Origin of the sequence: Propionivibrio sp. (assembly GCF_049316945.1) — a bacterium.
In the GTDB taxonomy this organism is placed as follows: Bacteria; Pseudomonadota; Gammaproteobacteria; order Burkholderiales; family Rhodocyclaceae; genus Propionivibrio.
The window spans coordinates 66444-81718 of sequence record NZ_JBMOJE010000009.1; the positions used below are offsets into that span (position 1 = coordinate 66444).

General features: G+C 57.0%; 10 protein-coding genes. 5 read left to right on the forward strand and 5 right to left on the reverse strand.

The window, feature by feature from the left end; all coding sequences use genetic code 11:
• Nucleotides 1-14: 14 nt before the first annotated feature.
• The 4 genes from ACOYNV_RS03870 to ACOYNV_RS03885 all read right to left on the reverse strand — a co-directional run bounded on the left by ACOYNV_RS03870 (nt 15) and on the right by ACOYNV_RS03885 (nt 4878).
• Nucleotides 15-1001 carry a patatin-like phospholipase family protein gene (locus ACOYNV_RS03870; RefSeq protein ID WP_422898424.1) on the reverse strand — a complete coding sequence of 329 codons (987 nt, stop codon included), beginning with the start codon at nt 999-1001 and terminating at the stop codon, nt 15-17.
• A gap of 217 nt (nt 1002-1218) precedes the next feature.
• Nucleotides 1219-2112 carry an HDOD domain-containing protein gene (locus ACOYNV_RS03875; RefSeq protein WP_422898425.1) on the reverse strand — a complete coding sequence of 298 codons (894 nt, stop codon included), beginning with the start codon at nt 2110-2112 and terminating at the stop codon, nt 1219-1221.
• Between the two features lie 148 nt (nt 2113-2260).
• Nucleotides 2261-2875, reverse strand: a complete 615-nt coding sequence (locus ACOYNV_RS03880) for a response regulator transcription factor (protein WP_422898426.1) — start codon at nt 2873-2875, stop codon at nt 2261-2263.
• Nucleotides 2872-4878: an ATP-binding protein gene (locus ACOYNV_RS03885; RefSeq protein ID WP_422898427.1), complete on the reverse strand. Its 2007-nt coding sequence runs from the start codon at nt 4876-4878 to the stop codon at nt 2872-2874. Before ACOYNV_RS03885 ends, ACOYNV_RS03880 begins: the two co-directional genes overlap by 4 nt.
• A gap of 627 nt (nt 4879-5505) precedes the next feature.
• Here ACOYNV_RS03885 and ACOYNV_RS03890 point away from each other — a divergent pair.
• From ACOYNV_RS03890 to ACOYNV_RS03900, 3 genes are all read left to right on the forward strand, one after another.
• The gene (locus ACOYNV_RS03890) at nt 5506-6519 is read left to right on the forward strand and encodes a TRAP transporter substrate-binding protein (RefSeq protein ID WP_422898428.1); all 1014 of its coding nucleotides are present in this window, start codon (nt 5506-5508) and stop codon (nt 6517-6519) included.
• A gap of 76 nt (nt 6520-6595) precedes the next feature.
• The gene (locus ACOYNV_RS03895) at nt 6596-7324 is read left to right on the forward strand and encodes a TRAP transporter small permease (protein WP_422898429.1); all 729 of its coding nucleotides are present in this window, start codon (nt 6596-6598) and stop codon (nt 7322-7324) included.
• Nucleotides 7321-8604, forward strand: a complete 1284-nt coding sequence (locus ACOYNV_RS03900; RefSeq protein ID WP_422898430.1) for a TRAP transporter large permease — start codon at nt 7321-7323, stop codon at nt 8602-8604. Before ACOYNV_RS03895 ends, ACOYNV_RS03900 begins: the two co-directional genes overlap by 4 nt.
• Before the next feature lie 162 nt (nt 8605-8766).
• Here ACOYNV_RS03900 and ppk1 read toward each other — a convergent pair whose 3' ends face one another.
• Nucleotides 8767-10872 (reverse strand): polyphosphate kinase 1, encoded by a 2106-nt coding sequence (gene ppk1 / locus ACOYNV_RS03905; RefSeq protein WP_422898431.1) that lies wholly within the window; start codon nt 10870-10872, stop codon nt 8767-8769.
• 223 nt (nt 10873-11095) lie between these two features.
• Between ppk1 and ACOYNV_RS03910 the strand changes: the two genes are divergently transcribed.
• Both ACOYNV_RS03910 and ACOYNV_RS03915 read left to right on the forward strand, forming a co-directional pair.
• Nucleotides 11096-12376: an HD-GYP domain-containing protein gene (locus ACOYNV_RS03910; RefSeq protein WP_422898432.1), complete on the forward strand. Its 1281-nt coding sequence runs from the start codon at nt 11096-11098 to the stop codon at nt 12374-12376.
• Complete coding sequence (locus tag ACOYNV_RS03915) at nt 12373-15105, forward strand: response regulator (RefSeq protein WP_422898433.1); 2733 nt, start codon at nt 12373-12375, stop codon at nt 15103-15105. Before ACOYNV_RS03910 ends, ACOYNV_RS03915 begins: the two co-directional genes overlap by 4 nt.
• The last annotated feature ends 170 nt before the right edge of the window (nt 15106-15275 follow it).

Genomic DNA, 15275 nt, shown 5'->3' on the forward strand with positions numbered 1-15275 from the left:
AAATTGCCTGACCTCTATATCCCGGATGCTTTACGGAGCGCTTCGCGAATCTGCGGCAAGGCCGCCTGAGCGGCTTTTTCTCCCTCAAGAATCGAGTCATGGCGAGCCACGAAGTCGGTTGATCCGATGCCGCCGACCTGTGGGCGAATGACGACGTCCGCCTCCTTGAGTTCGTAGCGGGCGAGGTTCTGACCCATGATGGTGAAGGTTTGCAGGAGGATGTCGAGGGTGCCGCGCACCGGCTGGTTGCCGGGACGCGCCGAGATGTCGACGGCGATCACCACGTTGGCGCCCATTTGTCGGGCGCTGCGTACAGGGATCAGGCTTGAAAGCCCGCCATCGACGTATTCGTGGCCATTGATGCTGACCGGTTTGAAGATGCCGGGTACGGTCGCCGAGGCACGGACGGCCATGCCGGTGTTGCCGGTGCGGAAGAGGATGCTCTCTCCGCTGTTCAGATCGGTGGCGACAACGCCAAGCGGTTTTTTCAGGCCTTCGATCGGGCGCTGCGCCACGGCGTCATTGACAAACTGCTGCAGCCCCTCGCCCTTGAGCACGCCGCGATCCGGTACCGACCAGTCGCTGAGCTTCGATTCGTCGAGCTTGTGAGCCAGTTTCTGCAACTCGAAACCGGTGTTTCCCGCGGCGTAGAGCGCGCCAACGACGGCACCGGCACTGGTACCGACGATGATGTCGGGAACGATGCCCTGGGCTTCGAGGACTTTGATGACGCCGATGTGGGCAAATCCCCGCGCCGCGCCGCCACCCAAGGCGAGGCCGATTTTGACGGACTTTGGTGTGACTGGCAGGGGTGCGGGAGGCTTGGACGCGCAGCCCGAAATAGCCAGTGCGGCGAGGGTGGTGAGCAGGGGCAGCAAATAGCGTTGGCGCATGGTTGTCTCGTTTGATGAGCCCGGATTGTAACGCGGCTGGCCACTGCTGACGCCGGGTGCTATTCCCGGAAGTTCTGCAGTTGGAGTCAGATGTTGTGAAAAATTCATTTCAGCCGAATCTCCTTGCTCGTCACCCCGGCGAAGGCCGGGGTCCAGCTCGTCTATCTGATTGTTTTCATGAATGTCAGAGGTGCGCACTGGCTCTGCATTTCCTTCGGTCAGATTCCGGCCTTCGCCGGAATGACGGTCTTGGATGCTTGTGCCAATTAATTCACAGGCTCTCAGGGCAGGGCGCCGAGCAAGCCGAAGAATAGGCTGCTTCGCTCTACTGCGCTTGGTCGTTCGGCGGCATGCCTTGTTGCGGAGGTTCTGATTCGTTCGCCAGAGACTGCGGGATTGACTCTGCGGGAATGTCCAGGCGCGAGAGCAGCGTTTCACGTTTGATGTGCAGCAGTTTCTCGATGGCGCTGAGGTCATCCGGAAGCGCGGCATCTTTCCAGTCGCTGGTCGAGTGACGGGCGAGGTTAACCGCCAGCGTCACGTTCTGCACCCGTGGCAGGTGCGCATTGGCGTCGTCCATCAGGGTGTTGAGCAAGCCGGGCAGATGCCAGGCACCGCAAAGCGCCAACTGCAGATCAAACAGGCGGATACCGAGAACCTGTTCCTGTGCGGTCGTGCTGCGCAGTGTTTTGTCGGCCTGCTGCCGGTCGCGGATATCAATGGCCAGCCTGGGGGCAAAACACCACAGCAGAATCTCCGCAAGGTCATGCAACAGGGCGGCCAGGGCAACTTCATCGACGTTCATGTCATGCCGTTCAAAGGCCCAGTCGTTCGCGTATTTTGCGGCGCGCTGAACACGGCGGATGACCTGCAATACGCCGAGCAAAGCCTGCGGTTCGCTCTTGAGCGTGGCTTCGATGGTGACCGGTGACTCGAACCGGCTGAAGAAGGGCTCGACACCGAGCATCATGACCGCGTTGGCGATGGTCGTGATGTCCGAGCGCAGATGCTTGCCATGGAAGGACTGAATGTAGGCCAGGACGCGGACGGCCATCAGCGGGTCTTGCAGGACGATCTTGGCGATATCGCGACCGCTGATCTTGTCAATGTTCTGCCGTGCGTCTTCGAGCAAACGCGCCGTCCGGCGCAGAATGGGGATTTCTGCGTCGCTGAAGAAAATCACCCAAGCTTCAAGGTCTTGCAGCGGTTCATTCAGCATCGGCGTCAACTTCAAAAAGTACTCGAAAAAAGCACGCTAATTGCTTGATTCATTGTAAGCGTGGGCTATATTTTTTCCATGTTACTCGCAGCACTAGCCGTCAGCAAGCCGAATCAGGCCGATGTCACCTCGGCTACTGCCAATTGTCTCAGGCCGCTGGCTTGGCAGAACTTGCAGCCAGTTCGTGTACCAGTTCAACAGCAGTTCGCACCCCCATCTTGTCGAAGATGCTGGAGCGATGAACTTCGACAGTGCGCATGCTGATCTGCAACTCATCGGCAATGACCTTGTTCTGCTTTCCGGCGAGAACCAGCGCCATGACCTGCCGCTCGCGGGTGGTGAGTTGGCTGATCCGCAAGTTGATCGAGTCGGCCGAGGCGGCGGCTGCACAGCGGGCGCCGTCCAATCTAAAGGCTTCGACAACGCGGTCGACCAGTTCGTTGTCGTTGCAGGGCTTTTCGACAAAGTCGAAAGCACCGTTTTTCAAGGTCGAAACGGCCATCGGCACATCACCATGGCCGGTCAAGAAGATCACCGGCAGGCTGCAACCACGTTCGAGCAGGCGCTCGAACAACTCGGTGCCGCTCATCTCATCCATGCGGATATCGAGCAGGATGCAGCCGGTGAACGCGGGGCTCCAGGCTTCAAGGAAGGCCTCGGCCGAGGCGTAGGTGAGGTTGGCAACCCCTCGCGACTGCAGCAGCCAGCTCAACGAGTCGCGAATGGCTTCGTCGTCATCGACGATGTACGCATATTGTGTCATGGCAAGATTATCGGAAGGGTAATGACGAAAATGGTTCCGCCTTCCGGGTTGTTTTCAACCCATAGGCGACCGTGATGAAATTCGATGATCGAACGGCAGATATTGAGTCCCATACCCATTCCTTCGGCCTTGGTCGAGAAAAATGGCGTAAATAACTTCTCCTGCACCTCCAGCGGGATGCCCGGGCCGCGATCGACGACGCGGATTTGCATCTGGTCGTCAATCTGGTTCAGCTTGATCGTCAGGAGGCGATTTTCCTGCGCGCTGTTGCTCATGGCTTCGATTCCATTGCGCATCAGATTGAGCAGCACCTGTTCGATCATGACCGCGTCGGCCATCAGTTCCGGGCGCATGCCCGGAATCTCGCGCAAGATACGAACATTGAATTTCTTGGCGGCCGCTTCGATAAAGCCGATGCTGTCGTCAATGACTTCGGCCAGATCGCAGGGCGCAAGCTTGGGCTCACTCTTGCGCACAAAGTCGTGAACGCGCTTGATGATGCTGCCTGCCCGTTGCGCCTGAACGCCGAGTTTGCCCAGAGCATTCTTGAGCTCGCCGATGTTGAAGTCACCTGATTCCAGTTTGTTCAGGCAGCCGGTGTTGTAGCTGGTAATGGCGGCCAGCGGCTGATTGAGTTCGTGGGCCAGGGTCGAGGCCATCTCTCCCATGGTGATCAGGCGCGAGGTGAGTTGCAGTTTCTCCTGTTGCTGACGGGCCAGTTCTTCGACGTGCTTGCGGGTGGTGACATCGACGATCGACGCCATCCAGCCGGTGTGCTGGCCATCGGCATCGATCAGCGGCGCTTCGTAGATCAGCGCATCGAAACGGCTGCCGTCCTTGCGCATGAGTCGGATTTCAAATCCTTCGCGCGGGGCTTTTCCTTCGAGCACGGCTTGATGAATCGCCTGGGTTTTTTCCAGTTCTTCGGGCGCCCAGTAGGGCATTGGCGGTCGAGCCCCGATCAGTTCTTCGGCGCTGAAACCGACCATCCGGCAGAAGGCCGGATTGGTGTAAGTAATCTGGCCGTCGAGATCTCTGGCGCGCATGCCAACGGTCAGCGAGTCTTCCATGGCTTTGCGGAATGCGTACTCGGAGCGCAAGGCCTGTTCCGCCGCCAGACGGCGCTGGATATGTCCACGCATCACCCACAGGCTGATCAGCATGGCGGCCGCAAGCGCAATGATCAGCGTGGCAATCAAGGTCTGCGCGATGTTGCCGGCGTTGCGGTAGGCGGTGATCTGGAGCGCCATGCCAAAGCCGGGCGGATCGAAGGGAACGGCATAACTCAGGGTTGTGGCGTCGTCGCTGACCCTTGATTTGCTGGCCAGTGTGGCGCCATTGGCGTCGAGGATGCGGACCTGATACTTCTCGGTGAACCACCAGGGAACCAGTTGCTTCAATAGCGCGTTGAGCGAATAGACGCCAACCAGCGAGCCTTGATACTGCCGGTTCTCAAATACAGGAAAGTACACCTCGAACTGGGGTTCATCCGGGGTTCGATAGGCGTCGGTATAAACGGGTTTGCCCAGTTTGCTGGCCAGCTCAATCGTGCGTGCCTGCGCGTCCGCCTTTGCCTCCATTCCTGTTTCGCCATGCCCCAGGCGAGGAAGGTTCTGGGTTGGCATCGAGTCCACCACCTGTCCCGAAGCGTCAAGCCAGAGCACCTGCTGGAATTCGTGGTTATTTTGCAGGAGGTGCTTGCTGCGTAGCTTGAAAAGCTCGCTCTTGTTTTTCTCCTGAGACAGATCAAGGGCTAACTGCTGGAACTGTTCGGCATTCCCTTCAAGGCGAAAATTGACGCTTTGTTCCAGCCACAGCACATCGGCTATCAGCGACGAGCGCTGTTCATCCGCTTCGTTCTGGCGCAATAGCCAGAACAGGACGATGAGCAGAACAAGCAGCAAGCCAACCGCCACCTTGAGACCAGTCAGATACCAGTTCGACCACTTCAGCGGAGCGTGCTTGAGCGGCTTTCTCATTTCTGGTGCGAGGGTGACAGTCATGGCGGTCAATCTTACCCAACTTCCGTTCTGTCGGGGCGTCAGGAACGATTGATCAGCAGGGGAGTTTTAATTAAAAGTTCCCTCGGCAGCAGTCAATGCAAAGAAGGTCATTCACTACTATCTTCGAGATGATGCCACGTAAGCCAATGAATACGGGCATCTATAAACACAATGACCTGGAAGGCAATGTTTTCGGCCATCTCGCGGTACCTATCCAATAGATCGCCAATCAATCTATAAACCGCAGTTGACAGCGACAATTTGACCGCAATGCCAGGTTTGGCACGTGCCTAGCCCTCACCCCAACCCTCTCCCGCGGGGAGAGGGGGTTTGCACCCTTCTCCCTGCGGGAGAAGGGCCGGGGATGAGGGCTTGCGACATTGGCATCACATCCAAATACGGTTTTTAGGATCAATGTGCCTTGCAGCCCTGTTCCCGCTGCATTTTGTTGGTCGGCAATGCCCGGGCCGTCCCACGATGAACCAGCTTGCACCAATGAAATTAACCAATACGAAACGAATTACGTGTTTTCCACAATAGGCGTCCTGCATTATTTTTGCAATAGTGCATTCGCGTGTTGGGCGTTGCCCGATTTTCGTTAACGTAATTGTTGGAGGAGACCAAAATATGAAAACTTCAAAACTGCTGATCGGCGTGCTGGCCGCCGTCTTTTCTGCTGTTCCGCTGCTCGCATCGGCACAGCAACCAACGGTGATCAAGTTCAGTCACGTTGTTGCCATCGACACGCCCAAGGGCAAGGCCGCCGAGTTTTTTGCCAAGCGTGCCGGCGAACTGACCAAAGGTGCGGTCAAGGTCGAGGTCTATGCCAACTCGACGCTCTACAAGGACAAGGAGGAAATGGAGGCTTTGCAACTGGGCGCCGTGCAGATGCTGGCTCCGTCCTTGGCCAAGTTCGGCCCGCTGGGCGTGAAAGAGTTTGAAGCGTTCGATCTGCCTTACATTTTCGATAACACCGCCGAGTTGCACAAAGTGACGCAGGGCCCGCTCGGCGCGGCCCTGCTGGCCAAGCTTGAGCCCAAGGGGATCAAGGGCCTGGCTTACTGGGACAACGGCTTCAAATCATTTTCAGCCAATAAGCCGTTAAAGGCGCCGGCCGATTTCAAGGCACTCAAAATGCGCATTCAATCATCGAAGGTGCTCGAATCGCAGATGCGCTCGCTCGGTGCCTTGCCGCAGGTCATGGCCTTCTCCGAGGTATATCAGGCACTGCAGACCGGTGTTGTCGATGGCGCCGAAAATCCTCATTCCAACCTCTTTACGCAAAAATTGTATGAGGTACAGAAGAACATGACACTGTCCGATCACGGCTATCTGGGCTACGCCGTCATTACCAACAAGAAGTTCTGGGATGGGCTGCCGGCGGATGTTCGTGGACAGCTTGAAACGGCGATGAAGGAAGCCACCGTTTTCGCCAACAAGATCGCCCAGGAAGAAAACGATAACGCCCTGGCCAAGATCAAGGCCTCGGGCAAGACGGAAATTTACACGCCGACGGCGGCCGAGCGTACCGAGCTCAAGAAGGCCATGGCCAAGACGCACACCGATATGGCATCGCGCATCGGCAAGGAAACCCTTGATGCGATCTACAAGGAAACCGGCTTCGATCCCGCCAAGATGTAATCGCCAAATAAGAACAAATGTCGCCCACCAGCAGCCGGTGGGCGTTCTTTGATCCTGGTCAGGACGAGGGGACAAAATGAAATATCTGGATCATCTCGAGGAATGGATCGTTACCTTCCTCATGGGGGCGGCAACACTGATAATTTTCTTTGCCGTTGTTCATCGCTATATGGCTGGCGTGCCGATTCCGGGTGTACAGGATTGGTTGCTGGCCTTGAACTTCGGTTGGGCGCAGGAATTGTGCATCATCATGTTCGTCTGGATGGCGAAATTTGGTGCCGCCTATGGTGTGCGCACCGGCATCCACGTTGGCGTGGATGTGCTGATCAACCGACTGAACGCTCATTGGCGAGCCAAGTTCATCGTTTTCGGGCTGCTTGCCGGAGCACTGTTTACAGGCATCGTTGGTACGCTCGGCACGTCTTTTGTCTGGGAGAACGGCATGCATTACGCCACCTTCAATTTCTTCGGCCTCAACACCGGGGATCTTCCCGAAGGGCCGACCACGCCTGATCTGGAGTGGCCGACGTGGATGGTCTACAGCGCGATCCCGTTGGGCACGTCCCTGATGTGTTTCCGTTTCCTGCAAGTCTGCTGGAACTTCATCAAGACCGGCGAATTGCCGCACCATGATCACGGGCACGTCGATGGGCTTGATGACGTCAATGCAGACATTGAGGTCAAGGCGGACATCGAGGCCAATCCCTACTCCATGGACGATAACCTCCACTATCACGATCTGAAGAATGATCGCCGCGTACGCGAGCGCCGCAGATCAGTGAACCGCGAAGGGGATGAAAAATGAACGCTTCAGTGATCTTCATCATACTGCTGACGCTGATGCTGACCGGCATGCCGATCTCGATATCTCTCGGTCTGACGGTACTCAGCTTCCTCTTCATGTTTACTCAGGTTCCTCTGGAGTCGGTGGCACTCAAGCTGTTCACCGGCATCGAGAAATTCGAGATCATGGCCATCCCTTTCTTCATTCTGGCCGGTAATTTCCTGACGCATGGCGGGGTGGCGAAACGAATGATCCGCTTTGCCACCTCCATGATCGGTCACTGGCATGGCGGATTGGGTCTGGCCGGCGTGATGGCCTGCGCGCTGTTTGCCGCCGTATCGGGCTCCAGCCCGGCAACGGTGGTGGCCATCGGCTCGATTCTGCTGCCGGCGATGGTCAAAGCCGGTTTCCCGAACAAGTTCGGTGCTGGTGTCATTACCACCTCCGGCGCGCTCGGCATCCTGATTCCGCCGTCGATCGTCATGGTCATGTACTCGGTGGCGACCAATACTTCCGTCGGCGCGTTGTTCATGGCGGGGGTGCTCCCAGGGCTTGCTCTGGCCTGCACGCTGGGAGGGGTGACCTGGTACCGGGCGAAGAAGTTCGGCTATCCGCGCATGCCGAAGGCAACGCTTGGCGAACGCTGGAAAAGCTTCCGCGAGTCGGCCTGGGGTCTACTGCTGATTATCGTCGTCATGGGCGGGATCTACAGCGGTCTGTTTACACCAACCGAGGCGGCAGCGATGAGCGCGGTCTACGCCTTCTTCGTTTCCGTGTTCGTGTATAGGGACATGTCGATGAAGGATGTGCCGAAAGTGTTGCTCAACTCGGCCAACATGTCGGCGATGCTGCTCTACATCATCACCAATGCGGTTCTCTTCTCGTTCATCATGACCAACGAGAACATTCCGCAGGCCCTGGCGGACTGGATGCTCGGCAACGGGTTGGGCATGATCGCCTTCCTGCTGGCGGTGAATGTGATCCTGCTGCTGGCCGGTAACTTCATGGAGCCGTCGTCGATCGTGCTGATTTTTGCGCCGATTCTTTTCCCGGTCGCCATGAAGTTGGGGATCGATCCGGTGCATTTCGGCATCATCATGGTGGTGAATATGGAGGTAGGCATGTGTCATCCGCCGGTCGGATTGAATCTCTACGTGGCGTCGGGTATTACCAAGATGGGGATTACCGAATTGACCGTGGCCGTCTGGCCGTGGCTGCTGTCGATGCTGGCTTTCCTGATCGTGGTGACTTATTGGCCGGGATTGTCGATCTGGCTGCCGAAGACGCTCGGCATGATGTAGGGTGTTCAATCGGACATGCTCGCATGTCCGTGCTGCGCCAGTATTCGTCATTCCGGGCTTGACCCGGAATCCAGTGCCGCACTGCTGGATTCCGGGTCAAGCCCGGAATGACGAGGTTATTCATCGGTTTCGCCGTGACCGACTACTGGCGCTGCACGGACATCAGGGCTTGAGCAGTTCGATCAACTCATTTTGCGCGCTGCGTGGTTTGCTGCGCGAATTGCGGCGCGGGTGGTAGCTGCCATTGGCGTCCATTTCCCAGGCTTGCTGGTTGTCGGTGAGGTAGATTTGCAGCCCTTCGGCGATCACCCGGCGCTTGAGTTTCTTGTCGAGTATCGGGAAGGCGAGCTCGATGCGGCGGAAGAAATTGCGCTCCATCCAGTCGGCGCTTGAGAGATAAACCTTCTCCTCGCCACCGGCATGGAAATAGAACACGCGGTGATGTTCAAGCAGACGGCCGATGATTGAACGCACGCGAATATTATCCGACAGGCCCTTGATCCCCGGCCTGAGCGCGCAGACGCCGCGCACGATCAGGTCGATTTTTACGCCGGCTTGCGAGGCCTCGTAAAGCGCGTTGATGGTTTCGGGTTCGAGCAGCGAATTCATCTTGGCGATGAGGCGGGCACGCTTGCCGGCACGGGCTGCATCGGCCTCTTCCTGAATGGCGGCCAGGATGTTCTGCTGCAGCGAAAAGGGTGCCTGCCACAGGTGATTCAGCGCTTGGGCATGGCCAAGACCGGTAAGCTGCTTGAAAACCTCATTGACGTCGGCACCGATCTCTTCGTTGCAGGTAAGCAGACCGAAATCGGAATAAAGACGGGCGGTCTTCGGGTGGTAATTGCCGGTTCCAAGATGGATGTAGCGGCGCAGCAGGCTGCCGGTTTTTGTTTCTTCACGGCGTACGATCATCAGCATCTTGGCGTGCGTCTTGTAGCCAACGACGCCATAGACGACGTGGGCTCCGACCTCTTCCAGCTTGGTTGCCCAGCCGATGTTGGCCTCTTCGTCAAATCGCGCCATTAGTTCGACGACAACGGTGACTTCCTTGCCATTCTGTGCGGCGCGCAGCAGCGATTGCATCAGCACGGAATCGGTTCCGGTGCGGTAAACCGTCATCTTGATTGCCACTACCTGAGGGTCGGTCGCGGCCTGATCCAATAGGTCAATGACCGGTGTGAAGCTCTGGTAGGGGTGGTGAAGGAGGATGTCTCCGGCGCGTATGGCGTCAAAAATCGAGTTGCCTTTCTGCAGCGATTTAGGAATGCCGGGGCTGAAGGAAGTGAATTTGAGGTCGTCGCGAGCGACCCAGTCGGGCACCTGCATCAGACGCACCAGATTCACCGGGCCGGCGACGCGGTAAAGATCGGTGTCGTTGAGGTTGAACTGGGAGAGCAGGAACTCGGCCATGGCCGCAGAGCAGTTGTCGGCCACTTCCAGTCGCACGCCATCGCCAAAGTGCCGCTGCGGCAGTTCGCCCTGAATCTTGGTGCGCAGGTTCTTCACCTCTTCTTCATCGACGAAGAGGTCGCTGTTGCGCGTGACGCGGAACTGGTAACAGCCGAGGATGTTCATGCCGGCGAACAGTTCACCGACAAAAGCGTGCAGCACCGAGGAGAAAAACACGAAACCGTACTCGCAATTGCAGAGTTCCTGCGGCAGGCGAATGACGCGTGGCAGAACACGGGGGGCCTGAACGATGGCCGCGCCGGAACTGCGTCCGAAGGCGTCCTTGCCATCGAGTTCAACGGCGAAATTCAGGCTCTTGTTGAGTACGCGCGGGAAGGGGTGCGACGGATCAAGACCGATCGGGGTCAGCACCGGCATGACTTCGCGGAAAAAATAGTCCTTGATCCATGCCCGTTGATCGGGGGTCCAGGCCGAACGCTTAAGGAAGTAAATGCTCTCCTCGGCCAACTTGGGCAGGATTTCGTCGTTGAGCAGCGCATACTGCTCCTCGACCAGCGAGTGCGCTTCGTCACTGACCAGACGGTAGGCGGCGCGGGCTGTCAGTCCGTCCGGGGTGACCGAAACCGAGTTCAGCTTGAGCTGTTCCTTGAGGCCAGCCACCCGGATTTCAAAAAATTCGTCGAGATTGCTGCTGACGATGCAAAGAAAACGCAAGCGTTCGAGTAAAGGTGTGTGCGGATTCCTGGCCTGCGACAGCACCCGGCGGTTGAACGCCAGAATGCTGAGTTCGCGGTTCAGGAAGTTTTCTGAGGGGAAGTGTGCCGCGCTGGCAAGCACGATATCGGTTCGAGTATTCATGGCTTCATTGGATCAGGAATGGATGGGCGATGCAAGGGTGTGATTCTGTTGCAGAATAATTGCAACAGAATCACGGCGTTTCCGAATTTACTTAAACCAGTAGCCCGGAATGACGGGGTTATCCATGGATTTCACCATGACTGACTACTAGGGTGGCTTGTGTACTAAAAAACTCTTACGATGCTGGATTGAAGAGTCGAGCACCGACAGGGGCGTTTCAGCAATGCAGGAACCGGACAAATCATATGTCACGATGGATCAGCTCAGGATCGGGCTGTATGTTTATCTCGATCTGAAGTGGTTCGAGCATCCCTTTGCCTTCAATAATTTCAGGATCAAGGACGAAGAGCAGATCAGTATCATCAAGAGCCTTGGGCTGAAGAAGGTTCGTTACGATCCAGCGCGCAGCGATCTGAAGCCGCCACCCGCGCAGCCGGAAAAAAGCGCTGAGGCGACCCCGCCATCGGTATTGAAGGAACATCCGGCGCTGGCCAGCAAGCGGGCACTGATCGAGAAGATCAAGCGGCAGCGGGAGTCGGCGGCGCGCATCGAAACGGCCTTTGTCGATACCGCCAAGACTATTCATAACGTCGAAAAGAACCTGCTCATCAATCCGGCACAAACCATCGAACAGGCGAACAAGCTGGTTGAGCAGATTGCCGACTCGATTCTTTTTGCTCCGGAGTTGGCCATTCACGTGATGGGCGACAAGATTGGTGGCGAAGAGCTGTATTTCCATTCGCTTAACGTCACCATGCTTTCGCTGATGATGGCACGCGACATCAAACTGCCACAGGAGGTGGTCAAGTCATTGGGCATGGGGGCGCTGTTTCACGATGTCGGGCGCCGTGAAATCCCGAACAAGATCCTCATGAAGATGGAGCCACTGACCCAGGCCGAGCGAAATTTCTACGAGCTGCATTGCCAGTACGGTGTTGAAATCGGCCAGGGGCTGAAGTTTCCTTCGATGACGCTGACCATTATTCGCGAGCATCACGAGTTGTGCGACGGCAGCGGCTATCCAAGAAAACTCAAGGGTGAGGCCATCAACCTGCTGGCGCGAATCGTGGCGATTGCCAACTACTACGATGAACTGTGCAATCCGCTGAATATCGTTGATGCCCTGACGCCGCACGAAGCCTTGGCGACCATGTTTGCCAAGCTGCGCACCAGGTTTGACCCCAAGCTGCTGCAGATCTTCGTTCGCTGCCTTGGCGTTTATCCGCCGGGAACCATCGTCCAGCTTTCCAATGGTGTCATCGGCATGGTCGCTACCATCAATACCGCCAAGCCGATGAAGCCGATGGTCGTCGTCTACGATGCCGATATTCCCAAGGATGAAGCGATTCTGATCGACATGGAGACTGAGGCCGATGTGAATATCGCCAAGGTCATCCGCCCGGCGCAACTTCCCCGTGAAATATACAATTACCTCAATCCGCGCAAGCAGGTCAGCTACTACTTTGATGCCAGTGCCCCGGACAAGGAGCCGGCAAAGAAATGAGTAGTCTCGAACGTCTCTTGCTCGACCACGCCGAGCAGATGATTCTTCTGGTCGAGCCGGAAAACCTGCGCATCGTCATGGTCAATCAGGTTGCTGTGCAAAGCCTCGGATACACCGAGGAAGAACTGCTCGAGAAGACGATTCTGGACGTGGAATGCTCCCTGCAGGATGTTTTTTACTGGGAAGACGTGCGTAGCGGCCAGTACTCGAACATCGAGTCACAGGAAGGCCTGTATCTGTGTGCCGACGGCGAGATGCGGACGGTCAGCAAATCAGTCAGGCTGGTCGAGCAGGAAGGCCGGCGCTGGCTGCTGATTCAAGCCAGGGAAGTGCATGATGAACTGCGCATCGAGGATGATCTGGCGCAAGCAACCTCACAGCTCAGGGCAACGCTGGAATCGACCGGTAACGGCATTCTGGTCATCAACTGGCAGGGCCGTATTGCCAGCATGAACCGCTTGTTCAGTTCGATGTGGCAGATTCCCGAGGAGTTGCTGCTCACGCAAGACGATGCTGCCATTCTTGACTACATCATCGCCCAGGTCGAGGATGGCGTGGTCTGTCGCAGCCGTCTGCGCGAGATTGTTGATGCGCAGGATACGGACGACGTTTTCAAGCTCAAGGACGGCCGGGTTTTCGAGTGCAAGTCTCTGCCACAGTACCTTGACGAGCGCATCATCGGTCGCGTATTCGGCTTCAATGACATCACCGAACGTATTCGCATCGAACAGGACTTGATTGCCGCGCGTGAAAAAGCCGAAACGGCCAATCAGGCCAAGGCGGCCTTCCTGGCCATGATGTCACATGAAATCCGTACGCCAATGAATGGCGTCATGGGGATGGCGACGCTGATGCTCGATACCCCCCTCGACAGCGAGCAGAAGCGTTACCTCGACATCATCCGCACCAGCTCGGAAGCGCTGCTGTCGATCATCAACGACGTTCTCGATTTCTCGAAAATCGAGGCGCAGAAGCAGGCGCTGGAGACCATTGATTTCAACCTGCTGACGCTGCTGGAGGATATTGCCGATCTCAACAGCCTGCGTGCGGCCGAGAAGGATCTCGAATTTGCCTGGCGTCTCGACCCGGACGTGCCGCTGCTATTGCGTGGCGATCCGGGACGAATTCGCCAGATACTCACCAACCTGATCGGTAATTCGCTCAAGTTCACCTCAGCCGGCACCCTCTCCCTGCTGGTCAGCCGGCGACCCGATCAGCAAGACCGAGTTGTTCTTCACATTGAAGTGAAAGACACGGGAATCGGCATTGCCAGTGAAAACCTCAACAAGATTTTTGCTCCCTTCGAACAGGCCGACTCATCGACTACCCGCAAATACGGGGGGACCGGTCTCGGACTGACCATTGTCAAACAGATTGTCGAACTGATGGGTGGCGAGATCGTAGTCACCAGCCAGGAAAACCAGGGGACGACCTTCAGCCTGAACATCACGCTGGACAAGCAGCCTGCCGGCAGTGTTGTCCCCGAGGCGCCGGGGATGGGCAGTCTGCGCGAATTCAAGGGCGCGCGCATTCTCGTCGTTGACGACAATGAAGTAACGCTCAAGAGCTTGACCTCTGTGCTCGAACTCTGGGGCTTCGCAGTCGATGGGGTGGCCGATGCAGACAGCGCGCTGGCCGCAATCGACCACGAGCGCGAGCAGGGATCGCCTTTCCAATGCGTGTTAGTCGACATGATCATGCCGGTCAGCGATGGCGAAATGCTTGGCCAGCGCGTGCGCGAAAACCCGGCCAATGCCGGTACGGCGCTGGTCATGTGTGTTTCCGCCGGCTACCGCGGCGACGCCAAGCGCTTCGAGCAGGCCGGATTCGCCGCCTATCTGCACAAACCGGTCAAGCGTTCGCTATTGCTCGACTGTTTGCTGCGGGTATTGGGCAAAGGGGCGGCGGAAGGAACGGCACCGATCATCACCGGGCGTTCGCTGGCCGAAAGCGTGAAACGTACGGTCCACCTGCTGGTGGTCGAGGATAACTCAATCAACATGATGGTCATGCAAGGTGTGCTGTCCAAGCTCGGATACAAAGCGAACGACAAGGCACGAGACGGCGTGGAAGCCGTCGAGATGGCCATGAAAGGCAACTACGACCTGATTCTGATGGATTGCCAGATGCCGAAAATGGACGGTTACGAAGCGACCCGACGGCTGCGCGAACTGGGCTTCAAAATCCCGATCCTGGCCATGACCGCCCATGCCCTGACCGGTGATCGGGAGAAATGCCTGGCCGCCGGCATGGACGACTATCTGACCAAGCCGATTGACATCAGCAAGTTGACCGTCAGCCTCGAGCAATGGTTAAGCGGCACCGCCGAGCCTGTAGCGGAGGCGCTGGCCGCCCCCGAGGCGGTGACCAGCGAAATTGGCGCTGTCTTCAATTACGATGATTTTCTGAAGCTGATGATGGGCGATAGCGAACTGGCCGGCACCTTGCTGCAGATGTTTGTCACCAACATGCCCGGTGATATCGAAAAACTGAAGGCGGCCATTGTCAGCGGCGATGGCGCTCAGGTGCGCACGGCGGCTCACTTCATCAAGGGCGCGGCGGCCAACCTGTGCGCGCCCGGCCTCAACGCCACCGCCTTCGAGATCGAACAGGCCGGGAAGAACGGCAATATCGAGGGAGCGATCGAACTTGTTCCGAAGCTGAATTCAAACTGGCTCGATTTCATGAAACACCCGAAAGTCCTTGAGCAGGTGAAGGGCGTCACGTAGCGAAGCGCGGGGTAAATTTTCAGAAGCCGTTTAGGTATGCATAATATATGTATAATCACTCCGTGAACATTGAATTTGACCCAGCAAAAAACAAGGCCAATATCCGCAAGCACAGGATCAGATTTCTTCTGTTAGGACCCAATTGGTTTGGCACTTTTCACACCAGCGTG

What these genes read in the sequence shown, in the direction of transcription:
- ACOYNV_RS03870 (WP_422898424.1), bottom strand. Translation starts at nt 1,001, where the DNA reads ATGAATTTTTCACAACATCTGACTCCAACTGCAGAACTTCCGGGAATA.
- ACOYNV_RS03915 (WP_422898433.1), top strand. Translation starts at nt 12,373, where the DNA reads ATGAGTAGTCTCGAACGTCTCTTGCTCGACCACGCCGAGCAGATGATT.
- ACOYNV_RS03880 (WP_422898426.1), bottom strand. Translation starts at nt 2,875, where the DNA reads ATGACACAATATGCGTACATCGTCGATGACGACGAAGCCATTCGCGAC.
- ACOYNV_RS03890 (WP_422898428.1), top strand. Translation starts at nt 5,506, where the DNA reads ATGAAAACTTCAAAACTGCTGATCGGCGTGCTGGCCGCCGTCTTTTCT.
- ppk1 (WP_422898431.1), bottom strand. Translation starts at nt 10,872, where the DNA reads ATGAATACTCGAACCGATATCGTGCTTGCCAGCGCGGCACACTTCCCC.
- ACOYNV_RS03875 (WP_422898425.1), bottom strand. Translation starts at nt 2,112, where the DNA reads ATGCTGAATGAACCGCTGCAAGACCTTGAAGCTTGGGTGATTTTCTTC.
- ACOYNV_RS03895 (WP_422898429.1), top strand. Translation starts at nt 6,596, where the DNA reads ATGAAATATCTGGATCATCTCGAGGAATGGATCGTTACCTTCCTCATG.
- ACOYNV_RS03910 (WP_422898432.1), top strand. Translation starts at nt 11,096, where the DNA reads ATGCAGGAACCGGACAAATCATATGTCACGATGGATCAGCTCAGGATC.
- ACOYNV_RS03900 (WP_422898430.1), top strand. Translation starts at nt 7,321, where the DNA reads ATGAACGCTTCAGTGATCTTCATCATACTGCTGACGCTGATGCTGACC.
- ACOYNV_RS03885 (WP_422898427.1), bottom strand. Translation starts at nt 4,878, where the DNA reads ATGACTGTCACCCTCGCACCAGAAATGAGAAAGCCGCTCAAGCACGCT.